Genomic DNA, 16,400 nt, shown 5'->3' with positions numbered 1-16,400 from the left:
GGCTGGTTCTCCGTACCGCATGCGCCGCACGTCCAGTAGGCGCGCTCACGCGTCTCCATGACGACTCCCTCTCTAGTGGTGGATAACTGTCATTATTCACTAGTAGGTTGGGCCGCGTCAGGCGTTCGCCGCGATGGCTATGTGGGGGTTATCGCGACCCAGTGGGGCCGGACACAGCAAAACACCCCCACGCCGAAGCGTGGGGGCTGCTCGCACTCCAGTTCTCACACGTCGCTGCGCTCGAGAACGCGAGCCGCGCGGGGGGACATGGGGCGTGGCGCCGGCGGCTCCCCGCCGGACTTACGGATGTACGCGACGAGGTCACGAACCCGGACGAGGAGCCACGCCGTGGCCTCATCGCACTCCGCGAGACGCTCCCGCTGCGACTCGGCCTCCGACTCGCGAGCCTTGATGCGCTGCTCGAGACGCTCGATGGCCTTGCCCTGCTGCTCGCTTATGGCCGTGAAGTCATCGCGGCGTTCCTGCCGGGGCGTGCGGCGTGCGGCCCGCACGGCCCACACCCCGCTCATGCCGGTAACGGCCGACACTCCTATCGATGCCCACGTCTCAGCATTCATACGGGGGTTCCGCTCTCTTACGGCGGGACGGCTCGGGCCATCCCGCAACCACCAGGACGGGGACGGTGATGACCGTCCATACCGCTGCCGCCACCCAGCCCCGGGGGTAGCCCCCCGATAGCCAGGCCACCAGGTAGGTGGCTGTCCATGGCACGACGATCAGCACCAAGGCGAGGAAGGCGGCGGCATCTTGGCCCGGCGGAGCCCATGCGTACACCAAAGCGACTGTGCCGGCGACGATCCAGCCCCATGCCCACGCGTCGAGCGGCATGAGCCGCAGCAGCAGGGCGAGACCCCGCTGGTCGGGCTGCGGGGTGACGAGCTGGGCGTAGCCGTACAGCAGCCAGACGAGTCCGTAGGAGGTGAGGATCGCGCCGCGGCGGCCCAGTCTGCGACGCAGCCGCCGGGCCGCACGGCGTATCACCTACACGCCCCGGGGTGCGGAGGGACTGTAGGGACTGGTCTGCTCGAGGGCGGTCACCGCGACGGGTGCGGTGATCTGCGTCCGCTCCCACAGGGCGAGCGCGGCGGCGAGCGTCGCCATCACGGTGGCCTGCTTGGCAGCGGTCCAGTCGAGACCGAACCCGATGAAGAGCGCCATGAACGCCTGGGCCAGCTGCGTGATGGCGGCGCCGAGCGCCCCGTCCTTCGCAACGATGGCCAGCCACACGCCGACGGCGGAGGCGAGTACAGCGTTGATGAGGGCCTGCTGGGCGTCGCTGACGTGGAGGCCGAAGGCGGCAGCCAGCTTGAGGGCGGCTGCGGCGAATCCCAGGAGCAGCGCGGGCTCCCTGCCGAAAATCTTCATCAGGGTTCCTTTCAGGCCCGGAGGGCGTTGTCGTAGGCGACGAGGTCGAGCCACTCGGGGTCGTCGGCGCGGCCGAGGGGGATGACGCGGTCGATGGCCGCGTTGTCCCAGCAGGCGAGTTCGGCCTTGGTGGCACGGCGGATGACGCCGTTCGGGAAGATCGCGAAGACGGTGTTGTCGTCAGCGCCGGAAGAGGATGCGCGTCCGCCGCCTGCCGACTTGGCGAGGAGGACGCCAGCCGGGCGCGGGACCTTGGGTGCGGGGGTGCTCATGGTCAGGCTCCGATCGCTCGGTAGATGCGCGGCCGGCGGTACCGGGGCGCGGGAATGGGGGTGGGGGTGGGCTCGGCAGGGACGGACGGCTTGCCGGATACCAGCTCGAGGGCGTGCCTGATGACCAGGTCCATGCGCGTGGCGCCCGGGTCGCCGTGGTCGTTGCCGTCGGGGACGTGCATGTGGCCGCAGTGGCCGCGGAAGTCGGCCCACTCGGCGAGCGTCATGCGGGCAGCGCTGTTGCCGTAGCTGTCCGGGTAGGGCAGCCATGGTCGGGGCGTCGAACGGAGCGGGACGCCGTGCTCTGTGTAGAGCCAGGCGATGTAGCGCGCGTACTCGCGCAGCGCCCAGTCGGGGGCCTCCGGCCAGTAGATGTAGTCGACGCCGGCGCGCAGCGTGTTCCACGAGACCCGGCGGCGCGGGTCGCAGGATCCGACGAGCTCCACCTGGTGGCAGTTGTTGCGGTTGGTCCGCACGTCGGTGTTCGGGTTGTCGACGAGGGCGCGGGCGGACATGTCGGCTGGGAAGTGCGCGTACACCCTCAGACGGCGGTTCGGGATGTCCGGCAGCAGCGTGCTGTTCGGAGCCTCTGCGCCGCCGCTGTAGCCGGGCAGCGACGTGCCTTCTGTGGTGTGGGTGACGCAGCAGTTGATCTCCTGCATCAGGCCCTTGTAAGTGCCGTCGTACCGATAGGCGGTCGAGGCCCCGGGGTAGAACTGGGAACCGGTGGACATGATCAGGCTCCGATCATGCGGAAGATGCCCGGCCGACGGCGCCCGGCCGGCGGCACGGGGGCGGGGCCGGACGGAGGCTTGGAGGAAGGCTTCGGCTGCGCCGCGAAGGACATTGCCCAGGCCCGCAGCTCATCGACGCTGCTCAGGTGGCAGTAGTCCGTGTCGATGGGGCTGTCGGTGTACTGGTGGAAGAGCCACGGCGCCTTGATGCCGGGATCGCCGGCCTTGCGGCCTGTGGTGGCGATCCAGAGGAAGTCGCCGTAGTAGTCCGTGGTGTCGACGTTCCGCCAGTAGTCCGTGTTGCAGTACATGCCGACTGGGTTGTGCGGCATTCGGGCCTTGACGTAGCGGAGCCACGATTCCTTGTAGGCGAGCTGCCGTGCCTTGCTGACGCGGCTGTTCGCGGCGTCGTAGCCCTCCCAGTCGAGGACGATCAGGTCCCCGGGCTGCCAGGCGACTTGCTCGAGGAAGTAGTCGGCCTCGGTGTGCGGGTCGTTGGCCATGTGGGGGTAGTGGTAGCCGCCCCACACCAGGCCGTGGGCCTTTGCGTGGTTTCGCTGGACGGTCCACTTGGGGCTGGTGTACGAGAGGCCTTCTGTGATCTTGACGAAGGCGAAGGAGAGACCGGCGGTGCTCGGCGTACTGGGCTGGTACGAGGCCCAGTCCTGTCCGGTGATGCCCATCAGCTCTCTCCTTCCGTCTGTTCGCCCTCTGCGCCCTCGTCGAGCTGCTCGGAGAGGGGTTCGGGCAGGACGACGTCGGCGCGTCCCGGAGGCGTCCCTGGCGGCGGAGGTGGCGGGGGTGTCCGCGGGATGGGAGGTGTGGCCACGTCGGCTCCTAGGACTCGATGCCGGATGCGGCGAGGACGGTGCAGCGGATCGCGCCCGCGCCGCCGGTCCTGCGGGCACGGACGGTGAGGTCGACCTGGCCCTTATAGGCGCCGGGCATTGCGAAAGGCCCGACTGTGGTGGCGGCCTGGGAGAACGTGACGGCGATGGTGTCGCCCATCTGCGCGCCATTGGCGTACACCTGGATCTCGCCGGTGGTGGCGGCAGCATCAGCGGTGTGCCCGATGCTGACGTAGCCGTAGGGCTGCAGGCGCTTAATCGTCGCCCGGTGGATGTCCTCGAACGTCGCGCTCGTTGATGCCGGCCAGTCGGTGTAGCGGGCCGTCGTGAACGTGATCGGGATGTACGGAACGGCCAGGCCGCCCGCCGCGTCCTCGGCCACGAGCGTCTCGCCGTCTTTGTCGAGGAGCTGCCAGGTGGCGTCGATCCGCATGGCGATGCTGCTGTCGGTACGGCGGACGATCGACGACAGCTGCGCCGCCCGCTCGCGCAGGGTCCGTTCGACGCGGGCGATCCGGCGGGCCAGGTCGGAGGCGCCGCCGGGCAGCTGGTCGAGGCGCAGGCTCATTCGTCCTCCAGCAGGATCGGCGTGACCTTGTCGGCGCCCGGCTCGATGTCCCAGCCGAAGACCCTGGCGACGGTGCTGATGCCGGCCGGGTGGCGAGGTGAGCGCTCGATGACCAGGGAGACGCTGTCGCCGAGCCCCCAGGCGGAGCCGAGCCGCGGGGCGGCCGACGCCACGGCCTGCAGGGTCCACGCCCGGGATCCTCGCTGCAGCAGGGCCAGCGCCTGCGCCGCGTGGGCCTCGAGCTGGTCGACGTCGGTGATGCCCTGCGCCGGCTGGTAGCGGTGCTCCCACCGGCACCAGCCGCTGGCGATCTGCGCGGTGGCGACATGCTCGGATGACGTGACCCTGTCGGCGCCCTGGCCTTCGCCGCGGGCGATGACGGCGGTGGCGCCCTTGCCGCGTTCGTAGGACTCGGTGAGCGTGTACTCGCTGATCGCACCCGGCATCTCGAAGGTGGCCTCCGGAGTGGACGCCTGGATGCCGATGGTGGGCTTGATGCGCAGCATCAGCTGCACGCGGGTCTGTGCGGCGTCCGCCCAGACGGTGTCCACGGTCCATTCGCCGATGTCAGACAGGGCGTCGAGCTCCTGCAGGCAGGACAGGACCGACTTGTCTTCCTCGTCGAGGACGGCGTAGTCGACGGTGACGCCGGTCGCCGTGGTGTCGAAGACGAACGGGGGCCCATCGACCAGCAGGGGCGCGCACACGCCTTCCATGGCGGTGGCCAGGTCAACGCCTGACCCGGTGTAGGCGGCGTAGCGCCGATCGAGGTAGCCCTCCGGCGTGGCCGTAGTCAGCGTGATGCTGGTGGAGCTGCCGCCGGCGCGGGGCAGCGGGATCCCCGACCAGACCGGCAGGCCCGTCGCGCTGTCAACGGCGACGATGAGGGTACGGGCCGGGTCGGTGGCCGCCTCCCACTCGTCCGGCGCCCCGTCCAGGGCGAGGCTGAAGCTTGCGTTTGCCACACCGCCCATCCGTCGGGACAGTGCACCGGACGGCGTGAGTGATGGCAGTTCCTCGGCGATGCGGCCGGTCCGCAGGTCACACGCGAGGTAGGTGTAGACGACGGCGCTCATCCGTCACGCGATCCTGCGTGCGGACAGGCGGGACTTCGCATAGACCGACGTCGGGACAGCGTTGGAAGAGTTCTGCGCGAACCTGAACTGCGCGTTCCCTGCCGTACCTGCGGTGACGATCGTGCCCTCGATGGACAACGACGTGTAGGGCGGGCCCGCACCGTAGGTGCCGAGCGCGATCGTTGTGCCGGCGGGCACGGTGTTTGCGGTGTACAGGCCGTTGGCGGCGGTGCCCATGCCGTTCGCTGTCCACAGCATGGTCGCCGAGGCGGGCAGCGACCAGTCCACCTTGATGTCGCCGGAGCCGAAGGCGCCGTCGTAGATGACCAGTCCAGACAGTGCGTAGGTGGCGTTCGCAGCCAGTGGCAGCACCAGCTGCGTTGCGTTGACCAGTGTGGTGCTGCTGGTGACTGTCTGCGTGGCGCCGGTCTTCAGTGCCTCGATGGTCTTGCCCAGCGTTGTACCGCCGGGGCTGTCGACGAGCAGGGCCTTCGTGGTGCCGTCAGCCTGGAAGTACCAGTACGCGCCGGTGTCGGTGTAGTAGAGGATCGTCCCCGGGCCGGCGGTGCTGGGGGCAGCAGTGGACAGGACGGGCAGGACGCCGCCGGGGGCAACGGTGACTTGCCGGATTGCCGAGGAGACGGTGGCCGCGCCGGTCCCGCCGCCGCCGGTGTTCGGGACGTTGATCGTGGCGAGGGGGATGTAGATTTCGGTGGCGCCCGGCGTGGGGATGGCCGGGCTGCCGGACGGTGTGCCCGTCAGTAGGACCGTGTCCGCCTTGCGGAGGCCGCTGGAGTCGATGGCTGTGTCCCACACCCGCAGATAGACCAGGTCGATCCTGGCGAAAGTCGCGTTCGCCGCGGTGAGGGTGCCGGGGCTTGTTGCGGCCAGCTGGGCCCGGTAGACGCCCTGGCCGGACCGGTACAGCACCGCAGCGCCCGCGGTCACGTTGACCGTGGTACCGGCGAGAGAGACCGCAAGGCCGGGGTCTCCGGGGCGGATGCCGGGCCGGGAGCCGAGGGCCGTGCCGTCGGCCATGACGAGCGCAGAGTCCATCTTGCGGAGCTCGGTCTCGTCGTAGGAGAGCGACGGGAGCCAGAGGGGATCGGTTGCAACCACAGGGGCTCTCCTTACATCCAGGCCGAGCGGGCGGTGCCGGTCAGCAGCGCGCCGGCGTCGTAGTTGGGGCAGGTCCAGCTGAAGGTGATCTGGGACTGTGTCGGGATCTCAGGCCATGTCCCGGACATATACAGCCGTCGGCTCACCTGGCCGTTGAGGGTGACCTGCCGCGATGAGGCGTCGAGGACCAGGCTGTCGCCGGTGTTGAGGGTGTCGCTGTAGGTCTGCTGGGTGGTCACGCCGTCCGGGCGTGTGGCGACGATCGTGAACCCGCCGACCGTCGGGCCTGTCACGGTGAGCGTTGGCCGGGTAGCGATCGAGCCCTCGTTGACGAGGGTGATGGAACCGGAGGCGGTGGTCGCGGTGATGGTGAGCGGCATCGTGATCGGCAGGGTCAGACCGCCGGTCACGGAGGGCAGTGCTGCCGATCGGGACTGGAGTGTCGTGGAGTAGCGGCGCGGATCGGCTGCCGTGACGAGCAGGCTGTACTCGGCGCCGTATGGGCCGACCTTGCTGACCAGGAGATCCCCCGACCGGCGCACCGTGACCTGCTTGGGGATGGTCTCCTGGACGACGAGCAGGGTGTCGGTGAGGGCGACAGCGGCGATCAGCTGCTCGACAGCGGCATCACGTGCGGCTGTCGAGGGCGCCATGATCGCGCCGGTGATGGTGATGGGCCGGGGCTCAAGGTAGACGGGGGAGGCCCATGCCCCATGGTCCGCCTGTCGGAGCTGGAGCTCGGCCCGGACTCCGGGTGAGCTCCAGCCCTTCAGGTCGGTGTTGAGCCAGGTGACTCCGGCGTCATCCACCACGCTGAGAGGCAGCGATCCGAGGGTCACGGGGATGGCGCCGATTTGAGTGACCAAGGTGCACCTCCTATGTGGTGAAGGCCATCTGCCGCACGAGCTCTGCGGCTTGCTCGGCCTTGGTGAGGTGCGACCCTTGCAGCGTGATCTGGTACGACCTCTGATCGGCGGCCGGTTGCCGGGATCCTGAGGCGGCGAGGGTGTTCCACTGGGCCGTCGTCAAGACGGGCTCGGGCCGACCGGTGCCGTTGTAGGCGAGGTTCATGCCTGGCTGGAGGTAGCCGCCGGAGTCGAACTTTCCGAGTGCGGGAGCGAAGCCGTACCAGTCTGTGAAGAGGCTGTCGTTGTAGCCGCGGGCGCGACTACCGACGACGACTCCGGCACCTCCCCTCGACTCGACGTTCATGCCGGCAAGGGTGCCCGCGGTGTGACCGACGCCAGCGTTGGTGATGCCGATCATGAAGGGCGAGCGCAGACCGCGTCGCCAGCCAGCCGGGGCGGTGTCGCCCTGGAAGGAGAATGTGCTCCAGAGGCGTCCGAGCGGGGACTGGCCGAGGATGACCTTCTGGATCCCCGACATGAAGCCGCTGCAGTCCCAGCTGGGGTCGCCGGCGCCGCCCCACTGGTAGGGCTTGCCGGCTTGCGAGCGGGCGAAGCCCATGGCTGCGGCCACGGACCCGGAGGCGTTGCCGCCCCCAATGAGGCTCTCGACGCCGCTGATGACCTTGTCTTTCAGGCCCTTCAGCATGCGCAGCGGAAGCTGGCTGAGGGCCTGCGCCCACTGGTTGCCGGTCAGCTTCTCGCTGATCTTGTCCCGAAGGCCCTGCGTAGCGGTATCCCATGCCTTGCCAGGATTGGACACGACGTCGAAGGCGCTCATGACGGCGCTGCCGATCTGCTGCGCCTTGCCGGACAGCCAGTCAACGATGCCGCCGTCTGCGAAGCGAGGGATCCCTACGGCGCCACCGGTCGCGAAGGTGGATCCGCTCTGCAGCGCGCGCGACCGGAGGGACTCGACGACCGAGTGGCCGCCGGCCGCCTGCACCTCGCGCGCCGTCCACACGTGCTCACCATTGGAGAGCAGCGCGGGGATGGAATCCGAGGTCGCGGTACCAGCGCCGAACACGCTGCCGCCCGAGGCGAACTTGTAGGGCTCGAGCTGACTGAGTCCGGCGATCTTCGCGACCTTGTTCCACACGGGCACGATGCCGCCGTTGTAGACGGTGTCGACGACGAACTGGACGGGCTTGCGCGTGATGTCGACGAGCTGATCCCAGGCGGTCTTGATGCCGTCCTTGGCCAGGTTGAAGGCGTCCTTCACGAGGCCGACAGCAGTTTTCATCTTGTCGAATGCAGGCCGGATCGCGTTGTCGTACAGCCAGGCCGCCTTGTCTCCGATGTACTCGAAGACGGGCTTGATGTAGCTGGTCCACAGCTCCCGGAACCCGTCGCCCAGTGAGCGTGTCCCCCGCTTCGTGGAGTCCCAGGCCGGGCTGATGTAGTCGCGCCACAGGCCGACCGCCTTGTCGCCGATGTAGCTGAAGATCGGGCTGAGCACGTTCTGCCAGAGCCAGATCGCGACGTCGGCTATCCCGCGGAAGGCGGGCGCGAAGATGTTTTCCCACAGCCACGTCACGATTGCGGCGAGGCCCTTGAAGGCCAGGACGAGCGGGACGATCACGACCGTGACCAGGATGGCGAACAGGACGCGGGCCGCCAGCCAGATCCCCTCGAAGGCCGGCTTGATGGCGTTGGTCCACAGCCACATCGCCACGGAGCCGAGGAACTGCAGAGCAGTCCAGATCGCAGAGAACACTGGCTTGAGCACGTTCTCCCACAGCCATACGGCGCCCGTCTTGATCGCCTGCCAGACCCCGTCGATGAAGTTCCGGAACCAGTCGAAACGGTTGTACATGAACACGACCGCGGCAACCACAGCCACGATGGCGATGATGATCCAGCCCCAGGGGCCAGCGGCCATCACGAAGTTGAAGGCGGCCACGGCCGCATTGGCCAGCCACATGGCGCCCTGCACCAGCAGAATCCCGATCGCCCATAGCCGGGTGGCGATGAAGATGCCGTACAGCAACTGGATGGCGCCGGGGAACTCCGTCGCGATCCACGTGATCCCCGAGAACAGGGCGCCCAGAACGTTCAGGAGCGGCCCTGAGATCGGCTGCAGGGCCTTACCGACCGCCAGAAATGCCCCGGCTATATCGCCGATCGCCTGGGCGACGACGGGGCCCATTGTGGACGCGTAGGACAGGAACCCTTCGAACTTGTCTGACCCCTTGAGACCGGTAGCCCACCGGGCCCAGCGGCCGGTGATCTGCTGCATCCGCTCTGAGATGGAGTCCATGTGCGGCAGGAACGCGTCCACGATGCCGGCGAGCGTCTTGAAAACGTTGCCGAGGGCGACCCCGAGGCCGACCGTGGCCGGCAGTACTGATGCTGCGAGGTCGTCGCGGAAGGACTTCCACCAGGGCGACTTGAAGCCGGCCGACACCTTGTCCTGCAGAATGCCGATCGCCTCGGCGGCGGCCAGAACGAACGGCGTCAGGCCGGGCAGGCTGTTGCGGATGCCGTCCAGAGCCCGCGTGAAGATGGGCATGACCGCAGGCTGCAGCGACTCAGACCAGCCCTTGAACGCAGTGCGCAGGGACTGGAAGGCATCGAACGTTCCGCGGGCGCTGGGAGTCAGCTTGTCCAGGGCGGCCTGATAGTTGGCCTGCGCGAGGGCAGCCTGATCCACGCCCCCGGCCGCCGAGGCGGACGCGGAGGCAATCTGACGCTGAGCGGAGGCGATGGAGTCGGCAGCCTGAGCCGAGACGCGGGCGACGTTCTCCTGAGCCTTGGCGACGGCGGCCTGCGCGTCCGCGACGCCGCGGGTTCTGTCGGCGACCGTCTGCTGGGACTGGGCCAGGCGGTCCTGCGCCTGCTTGACGACCTGGGTCCCCTCGATGCCGGTCTTGCCGGCCTCCGCCTGTTCTTCGGCCAGGCGCTTGGTTTCGACGGTCTGCTGCTTGAGACGCTGGGTGGCCTGCGCGACCGCGAGGGCGGCGCGCTCCTTCTCCAGGGCGGTTGCCTTCGGATCCCCCTCCACTTCGCTGCGGCGCTGCTGGGCCTCGGCCAGGGACAGCTCCGCATCCCGGACCGAGAGCTGGGCGTCCGCGTATCGGGTGGAGAGGTCTTCGAGCTGCTGGGCAGCCTCTTTCCTCGCCTGGGTCAGGTCTTCCTGGGCTTTGGCCGAGGCCTTCTGGGCGTCGGCGAGCTGCCGTTCAGCGTCGCCGACACCGCGGGCGGCCTGCCGAACCTGGTCATGCGCCGACGCGATCTGTGCGGCGGCGTTGCGCTGGGCCGAGGCGAGGGACTGCTGTGCGCCGGCCATCTGTAGAGCACGAGATGCCGCCTGCGCTCCGGCCTGCGCACCCCGGCCGGAGGCCGCGGTGGAGGCGTCCTGTGCCGCCTTCTGGGCTTGCAGGGCGCCCGCGATGTTGATGAACGCCGGGGCGGCAACAGCCGCCAGAGCACCGACACCGGCAGCTGACGCCACGGCAGCCGACCCGATCGCCCCGACGCCGGCCGCGAGAATCGGGATGGCCGGCAGTGCTGCGACCCCGCCGATGGCCACTGTGAGCTGGAGGATGGCGGAGAGCGCGCCGGATGTGTCGACGTCTATGCGGGCCCGCTTGCCGTCGACCGCGTCGATCTCGGCGTGGACGAGAGCAAGCTGGGCGCGCGCTGCCGCGGTGTCGGCGCGCACCTGGACGTTCGGATGTTCGGCGCCGAGGCGCCGCAGCTCTGCTTCGATCAGCCGTACTTCCGCGCGGGCCGCCCCGGCGTCGATGTCGATGCCGATCCTCTTGTTGGCGAGGGATTCCATGCGGACACGGAGGGCCTGCAGATCCGAGTCGGCTTCCGAGGTGTCCGCGTCGATACGGATCTTCGGAAGGCTGCGGAAGGCGGCCTCCAGCCTGGTCTTCAGGCTGCGGGAAAATGCGCCGCCGGTCTCGTCGCCCTGCCTGGTTGCCGACGGCCGGGCGGCGCGGGCGCCTCCCTCGATCGCGTCGCGGATCGCCGGGGCGATGCGGGCCTCCAGCCGACGGCCGATGACCCGCCCCATGTCGTCACCGACCTGCTCAGCGGCAGGTACGAGACCTGCGTGCAGGCGTGCGTAGATCCCCTGGGTGTTGGGGATGACGTCGACTTCGACCGAGCCCACGCTGATCGCCACAGGAGCCTCCTCCCGCGCGTCAGGCCGCGCCTCCGTTGATCAGTTCAAACAGCCGGCCTGCGCCGGCCTCGGTGAGGACCGGCTTGGACCGCCGGGTCGTCACGCCGGGCCTGGCAATCGGTTCAGGTGGAGCCGGCCTCTTGCTCTTGCTGTCGGTGTTCGCGCAGATCAGCACGTACTCGACGCGGCGCAGGGTATCGATCGCCGACGCCAGGAGCAGCTCGGCCTGGGACCAGCGCGCCTTCTCCGGCTCCCCGGCATCCGCCTGCTGGGCGAGCTCTTCGTCCGGCAGGGCCGCGCGGAGTGCCGTCATGGTGGCGGACTCCGGTGGAAGGCCCTGGATGAGGACGCGCAGCCGCCTCGAGGTCAGCTCCCCGCGGTGGTAGGCCGCGAGCTGGTCGCCGTCGCGGGGGTAGTAGTGGGCGAGGTCAGCCTCTAGCGCTTCCGCGTGCGCCTCTGCGACGCCGTGGGTCCACTGGACTTTCCCACCGACTCTCCGGCGGCCTCACCGGCGTCGTTGACGAACTCGCCGACCTCGTCGTTGGACGGGTCGAGGTCGAGGTAGAGGTCGTAGGAGTCCGGGCTGAGGATCCGGTCCATGAACGCGTCAATGTCTCCGCTGCGGAGCATGCGCATGGTGCTCTGCTTCCATGCACCGGAGGGCACTACCTCCAGCGCCTTGCCGCACAGCTCGGCGGTGACGTAGTGGCCGGAGGCCTCGATCTCCTGGGCCTCGGCAGGGGTGACTTCGGGGTCGGTCTCGGTCATGGCGCGGTCCTTTCACGGGGGCGCGGTCGGGGGCTTGAAGCGGACAGGCCGGGACCGCGCCAGGTATCGGCCTGTCCGCCGCTGAGGGGGTCAGGACCCGGTGTAGGCGGGCGTGACGGGAACGATGTCGGCGTGGTAGACGGTGTTGCCGGCGGCGTCCGGGTAGGCGGTGATGGTCCACTCGAAGCCAGCCATCTGGTCCTGCTTGTGCGTGACGTCGCTGCGGTCGCTGATCTCGCCCTCGGGGACGTAGAACCCGCGCGCGGTGTCACCGTCGAAGATCGCGAACCAGAACGCGCGGCGGTCGGGAACCGGGCTGGCGGTCTCCGCGAAGGAGGTGAGGGAGCCGACAGGGGTGAGGTCGCCGATCGGAATCCGGTACTGCAGCGACTGGACCGTGGTCCGACTGGTCTCCCAGGCCGTCAGCTTGAACGTCCTCAGGGACTTGGTGATCTGGGTGCGGATCGGGGAGGTCAGGCCCCAAGGGGTGAACTCCTGGCTGTCCTCGTCGAATCCCTGCACGAGGCCGTCGTCGGAGATGCAGCCGAGGGGCTTCCATGCCGCGGCGGGCTGGGTCAGCGGGGTGGCGGGCGCAGCGGTGCCGAGGTCCGCGACCCAGCCGCCGCCGTTGGCGCCGATCTGTGTGAGGTCCGCGGCGCGGGTGATGTTGACCATGAAGGGTCTCCTACATGCGAAGACCCCGCCTGCGGACGGGGTCGGGACAGGGGCCGGCGCGGTCCCGTCAGCCGGTCAGGAGACCGGGTGACTGTACAGCTCGTAGGTCGCGCCGATGCGGCGCAGCCCGACGTTCTCGTAGGGGCGGGGGCCGGGCGCTGAGACGGTTCTGACGCGTCCCACGACGGCGCCGCCGGTGGTGGAGCCGGGCAGCTGGGTGAGCAGCAGCCCGCGGATCTGCAGGGCCAGCGCGATGGCGCTGCCCCGGGTCGCGGCGTACACATCGATGTCGACGAGGGCCCGGTCCAGCCGGAATCCGTCGTCGTCACCGGCCGGTACGCGTTCGACCTGCACGGTCGGCAGCTCGTCGAGGAGCTCGTTGTCGAGTTCGTCCCGGACCACCACTGTGCTGCCGAGCTGCGCCTGGATCCACTGGATGAGCAGGAGTTCGACGTCGACCGATCCGACGGCAGCCATCAGTCACCCCCGGCCTGCGCGGCCCGCAGCATCACGTGATGGGCGTCGACCTTCTCCGTGCCGTACTCCACCCAGCGTGCGTAGTAGGAGCCGTTGCCGACGGTGGCGGTGGCCCTGTCACGGCGCCGCCCGCCGCGGGTGGTCGAGGTGACGAAGAAGTTCTCCTTGTAGCGCCCCGAGTGCGGGTCGGAAGGCCCGCCGACAGGCGCGATCACCTCGCCGGTGCTCTGGATCAGCTCGGCGCGGCGGACCATCTCCGCCAGGATCATGGGTGAGCGCAGGAGCTGGCCTACGCCTTTCCGGGACATCTTGAAGCGCGCTGCCATACCCTCAGCTCCTCACCTGAAGGGGGACACGTGGACGTCAAGGGCGTGCTCGGGCACATCAGTTTCGACGGAGAGTGGATCACCATCACGAAAACGCCCGTCGGCCCGAAGCCGGCGCCCGTCCGGATCCGGGCCGCGGATGTCACGGCCAGTCGGTACAAGCCCGGCAGCCGCCTCTTCCACGGCTATGTGCAGTTCGTGCTGCCCGGCAGCGGTCAGGCCCCGGAGAAGGCAATGGGGCATGCGGGTGGCGGCCGGCCGCCCTACCAAGACCCCTACAGCCTGTCCATTCCGCGGAAGAGCAACGAATCCGCGGTGAAGCTGATCGCGGCCGTCGAGCAGGCCCGCCCTAGCCGGTGACCCTGTCCGCGGCAAACTGAATGGGACCGGCCAGGCCGGTGAAGGGGCTCCGGCCCCAGTTGCCGGGCTCGCCGGTGATGTCGCAGACCTCGCCCCGTATCCGTACCTGGTCCGTGGTCTTCCAGTCGGATCCGGACGGGGCGTAGACGGTGTAGCCGACGATGACCGTGTCCCGGGCCTGCTGCTGTTCGCCGCCCACCTGGGGAGTCTCCGCCCTGGGTGCGACCACGCAGCCCGCGACAGGGGTCTCCGTCAGCGCCCCCGGGATCGGCTGCCCACGCGGATCACGGCCCGGTGAGACACCGCGGCGCAGACGCACCACGGTCTCCCCGTAGGGATACGGGGCAGGCACTACACCCACCCCCAGCCAGGCTCGTAGGTCAGCCCAGGCCCGTAGCTGTCGTCGACAGGCCATGTCGGCGACGGGTCGGCCGTCTCCGGTGTGGGGTCGACCGTGAAGGCGCCGCCACGTCCGGCCAGCGACTTCAGGGCCGCCTTGTCAGCCTTGGTCAGGTACAGGCCGCCGCTGCCCGTCGGGCGCTGGACCGACATCGGGCCGATCGTCTCGTATGACACCTGCTGCGGATTGACGTAGGCGCGGCCGGCCACGGACAGGACGACCGCAGTGGCCTCGTCGGGCAGCGGCTTGACCACGGACTGTCCCAGCGCGACGGCCTGCTCGATGAGGAGGTCGGCCCGGTCGCCGTCGATCTCCGGCAGGCCCAGGTACAGGCCCAGCTGCTCGGCCGTCGGAGGAATGAAGGTCACCGGTGCCTCCTTAGGCGAGGGCCTCCACGGCATCGCACCACGTGGCAAGGTCCGCCGACGGGTCCAGTTCAGCGGACCGCGCCTTCGCCCTCTTCGAGACGAGTCCGTACTCGGTCCGGGATGACAGCAGCTTGCGGATGGCCATCTCGTAGCCGTCCACATCGTGCAGGTCGATGAACACGCCGGCCTCACCCAGCGACTCGCACAGTCCCGGCGTCGGGTGGGCGATCACGGGCAAACCGCTGGCCATGGCCTCGACGCCGGCGCGGCCCCACGATTCGTAGGACGACGGCATCAGAAGGATCTTCGTCTTGCGGTAGACGGCGTCCCTCATCTCGTGGCCGCACATGTGGTCGATGACCTCGACGTTCGGCAAGTCAGGGATGATCTGCTCCCCGTAGGCGCCGACGACCGCGAGGAACTGGACGTCCGGCATGCGGCGGGCGAGCTTCTCGAAGAGCCGGCCGCCCTTCTCCTCGTTCAGGTTGACGAGGGTCACCTTCGTACCCGGCTTCGTCCTGTACTCCTCGGCGAAGACCGGCGGGCGGACGATCACCTCCGCGCGAGGTCGCACACCCTTCGGGTACTCGGCGAAGAAGAGCTCGGCTTCCCGCTTCATCCAGTGGGAGTTGTAGACGGTCAGCTCCGCGCCCTGCGCCATCTCGCGGAAGGACTGGAGGTGGGTGTTGTGGCAGATGACAGCCAGCGGCTTGCCGTAGCCGCGGGCCAGTGCGCCGGCCGAGGGGACGTTCTCCAGGTGCGAGACCACGACGTCGCACTGCCGGATCGCCGAGCCTGCATCGAGGCGGGACTGCAGCGGGACCACCTTGACGCCGTCCAGCTCGTAGTCGGCGCTGTCCGCGGTGTACCGGGACAGCCACACCGACACGTCGTGCCCGCGTTCGACGAGGGCCCGCAGCATGGAGTGGGCCATCCACTCGGCTCCGGCGTTGTGGCGCGGCGGGTAGCCGTGCAGCCGGGCGACGATCCGCATCGGCGCCCGGCCACCCTCCACGCCGGGCATCAGGACGATCCGCCCGCGGCCAGGTACTTCACGAACGCCTCGGCGTCGCCGAGGACGAAGCCGTAGTAGGCCTCCGCGAGCAGCAGCACGAGGTTCTCCTGGAAGGCGGAGTGGACGCCGCCGTCCTCGTCGATGTACGTCGCCTCGCGGCTGATCTTGACGGTGATGTCCATGCCGACGCCGTATGCGGCCTGGGACCAGTCGCCGCCGATGCCTCGCAGGCCGGTGTCGACGGTGCCCGACTGGCGGCGCAGCTTGCCGGAGACGGCCCGGGAGTAGGCGACGGGTTCGCCGACGAGGGTGCCCGCGAGCGCGGCGCCGGTCCCGGGGACGGTCGTGTCGACGAAGATGGGGCGGCCGGTGGTGTCGGTCGCGCCGAGCAGGGACGGCTTCATCCGGTGGTCCAGGACCGATCCGGTGTAGTCCCAGTCGTCGTCGATGACCTCCTTCATGCCGTTGACGATGTCCTTGTAGATGCCGCCCGTGGCCTGGGAGGCCGTGCCGATGGTGACCGACTTGGTCGTCGCGGCCAGGTAGTCGGCGAAGGGGCCGGTGGCGCCCTTCATGGTCTTGCCGTGGACGGTCGCGCGGTCGAAGGCGCGGGCGAACGCGGTCGGTAGATCCTGCTGGAGCTGGGTCCACAGGCCGGCGGCGTTGCTGTCCGCGACCTCCATCGCGACGGGGATGAGGACGGCGATCTTCTTGCCGGTCATCTGCTTGATGCTGACCCCGCCGGACGACAGCGGCTTACGACCGGCCTGCTCGACCCAGTCAGCCGTGGGAACGTCCAGCGGCACCGGCACCGCCGTGTTGGCGGTCATGGCGAGCGGGACGCGCTTGGCCAGCGACATGACCGCGGACTGTTCGACGGACTTCGCGAAGATCGGTCCGACGAGGGTCTTCGGCAGGAAGGTGCTGTCAACGTCCGACAGCTTGATCGGATTGGTGTGTGCCATCTT

21 protein-coding genes are annotated in these 16,400 nt (G+C 69.1%); 1 reads left to right on the top strand and 20 read right to left on the bottom strand.

What is annotated here, in order from left to right; translation table 11 throughout:
* Positions 1 to 224: 224 nt before the first annotated feature.
* From ACIGFK_RS13410 to ACIGFK_RS13335, 16 genes are all read right to left on the bottom strand, one after another.
* A complete protein-coding gene (locus ACIGFK_RS13410; protein WP_400051660.1) occupies positions 225 to 578 on the bottom strand; it encodes a hypothetical protein in 354 nt (117 codons plus the stop codon).
* On the bottom strand, positions 568 to 1,002 hold the full coding sequence (locus tag ACIGFK_RS13405; protein WP_400051658.1) for a hypothetical protein: 435 nt from the start codon (positions 1,000 to 1,002) through the stop codon (positions 568 to 570). The genes ACIGFK_RS13410 and ACIGFK_RS13405 overlap by 11 nt, the downstream gene beginning before the upstream one ends.
* Positions 1,003 to 1,386 carry a hypothetical protein gene (locus tag ACIGFK_RS13400; protein ID WP_400051656.1) on the bottom strand — a complete coding sequence of 128 codons (384 nt, stop codon included), beginning with the start codon at positions 1,384 to 1,386 and terminating at the stop codon, positions 1,003 to 1,005.
* Positions 1,387 to 1,397: 11 nt separating this feature from the next.
* Positions 1,398 to 1,658: a hypothetical protein gene (locus tag ACIGFK_RS13395; RefSeq protein WP_400051655.1), complete on the bottom strand. Its 261-nt coding sequence runs from the start codon at positions 1,656 to 1,658 to the stop codon at positions 1,398 to 1,400.
* A 2-nt stretch (positions 1,659 to 1,660) separates the two neighbouring features.
* The gene (locus ACIGFK_RS13390) at positions 1,661 to 2,392 is read right to left on the bottom strand and encodes a hypothetical protein (RefSeq protein ID WP_400051653.1); all 732 of its coding nucleotides are present in this window, start codon (positions 2,390 to 2,392) and stop codon (positions 1,661 to 1,663) included.
* 2 nt (positions 2,393 to 2,394) lie between these two features.
* Positions 2,395 to 3,075, bottom strand: coding sequence for a glycoside hydrolase family 25 protein (locus tag ACIGFK_RS13385; protein WP_400051651.1), 681 nt, complete (start codon positions 3,073 to 3,075; stop codon positions 2,395 to 2,397).
* Positions 3,076 to 3,229: 154 nt separating this feature from the next.
* Positions 3,230 to 3,808 carry a hypothetical protein gene (locus ACIGFK_RS13380; RefSeq protein ID WP_400051649.1) on the bottom strand — a complete coding sequence of 193 codons (579 nt, stop codon included), beginning with the start codon at positions 3,806 to 3,808 and terminating at the stop codon, positions 3,230 to 3,232.
* Positions 3,805 to 4,782: a hypothetical protein gene (locus ACIGFK_RS13375; protein ID WP_400051737.1), complete on the bottom strand. Its 978-nt coding sequence runs from the start codon at positions 4,780 to 4,782 to the stop codon at positions 3,805 to 3,807. Before ACIGFK_RS13375 ends, ACIGFK_RS13380 begins: the two co-directional genes overlap by 4 nt.
* A 105-nt stretch (positions 4,783 to 4,887) precedes the next feature.
* Entirely contained in the window at positions 4,888 to 6,003 is a 1,116-nt protein-coding gene (locus tag ACIGFK_RS13370) for a hypothetical protein (RefSeq protein ID WP_400051648.1), read from the bottom strand.
* Between the two features lie 11 nt (positions 6,004 to 6,014).
* Positions 6,015 to 6,869 (bottom strand): hypothetical protein, encoded by an 855-nt coding sequence (locus tag ACIGFK_RS13365; RefSeq protein WP_400051646.1) that lies wholly within the window; start codon positions 6,867 to 6,869, stop codon positions 6,015 to 6,017.
* A 10-nt stretch (positions 6,870 to 6,879) separates the two neighbouring features.
* On the bottom strand, positions 6,880 to 11,043 hold the full coding sequence (locus tag ACIGFK_RS13360; protein ID WP_400051644.1) for a hypothetical protein: 4,164 nt from the start codon (positions 11,041 to 11,043) through the stop codon (positions 6,880 to 6,882).
* A gap of 19 nt (positions 11,044 to 11,062) precedes the next feature.
* Positions 11,063 to 11,356 carry a hypothetical protein gene (locus ACIGFK_RS13355; protein WP_400051642.1) on the bottom strand — a complete coding sequence of 98 codons (294 nt, stop codon included), beginning with the start codon at positions 11,354 to 11,356 and terminating at the stop codon, positions 11,063 to 11,065.
* 122 nt (positions 11,357 to 11,478) lie between these two features.
* Complete coding sequence (locus ACIGFK_RS13350; protein WP_400051640.1) at positions 11,479 to 11,811, bottom strand: hypothetical protein; 333 nt, start codon at positions 11,809 to 11,811, stop codon at positions 11,479 to 11,481.
* 90 nt (positions 11,812 to 11,901) lie between these two features.
* Entirely contained in the window at positions 11,902 to 12,486 is a 585-nt protein-coding gene (locus tag ACIGFK_RS13345) for a phage tail protein (protein WP_400051638.1), read from the bottom strand.
* 75 nt (positions 12,487 to 12,561) lie between these two features.
* Positions 12,562 to 12,963, bottom strand: coding sequence for a hypothetical protein (locus ACIGFK_RS13340; RefSeq protein ID WP_400051636.1), 402 nt, complete (start codon positions 12,961 to 12,963; stop codon positions 12,562 to 12,564).
* Positions 12,963 to 13,289 (bottom strand): HK97 gp10 family phage protein, encoded by a 327-nt coding sequence (locus tag ACIGFK_RS13335; protein ID WP_400051634.1) that lies wholly within the window; start codon positions 13,287 to 13,289, stop codon positions 12,963 to 12,965. Before ACIGFK_RS13335 ends, ACIGFK_RS13340 begins: the two co-directional genes overlap by 1 nt.
* 30 nt (positions 13,290 to 13,319) lie before the next feature.
* On the opposite strand from ACIGFK_RS13335, the gene ACIGFK_RS13330 reads away from it, so the two are divergent.
* Positions 13,320 to 13,649, top strand: a complete 330-nt coding sequence (locus tag ACIGFK_RS13330; RefSeq protein ID WP_400051632.1) for a DUF4429 domain-containing protein — start codon at positions 13,320 to 13,322, stop codon at positions 13,647 to 13,649.
* Here ACIGFK_RS13330 and ACIGFK_RS13325 read toward each other — a convergent pair.
* From ACIGFK_RS13325 to ACIGFK_RS13310, 4 genes are all read right to left on the bottom strand, one after another.
* On the bottom strand, positions 13,639 to 13,848 hold the full coding sequence (locus ACIGFK_RS13325; RefSeq protein WP_400051630.1) for a hypothetical protein: 210 nt from the start codon (positions 13,846 to 13,848) through the stop codon (positions 13,639 to 13,641). The genes ACIGFK_RS13330 and ACIGFK_RS13325 overlap by 11 nt on opposite strands.
* Positions 13,849 to 14,000: 152 nt before the next feature.
* Positions 14,001 to 14,417, bottom strand: a complete 417-nt coding sequence (locus tag ACIGFK_RS13320) for a hypothetical protein (RefSeq protein ID WP_384581290.1) — start codon at positions 14,415 to 14,417, stop codon at positions 14,001 to 14,003.
* A 10-nt stretch (positions 14,418 to 14,427) separates the two neighbouring features.
* A complete protein-coding gene (locus ACIGFK_RS13315) occupies positions 14,428 to 15,441 on the bottom strand; it encodes a glycosyltransferase family 4 protein (RefSeq protein WP_400051628.1) in 1,014 nt (337 codons plus the stop codon).
* Positions 15,441 to 16,397 (bottom strand): phage major capsid protein, encoded by a 957-nt coding sequence (locus tag ACIGFK_RS13310; protein WP_400051626.1) that lies wholly within the window; start codon positions 16,395 to 16,397, stop codon positions 15,441 to 15,443. Before ACIGFK_RS13310 ends, ACIGFK_RS13315 begins: the two co-directional genes overlap by 1 nt.
* Positions 16,398 to 16,400: the final 3 nt, after the last annotated feature.

The organism is Streptomyces sp. NPDC085524, from assembly GCF_044541755.1.
In the GTDB taxonomy this organism is placed as follows: Bacteria; Actinomycetota; Actinomycetes; order Streptomycetales; family Streptomycetaceae; genus Streptomyces.
The sequence above is the reverse complement of the archived record's forward strand: the minus strand, read 5'-3'. Positions and strand labels throughout refer to the sequence as shown.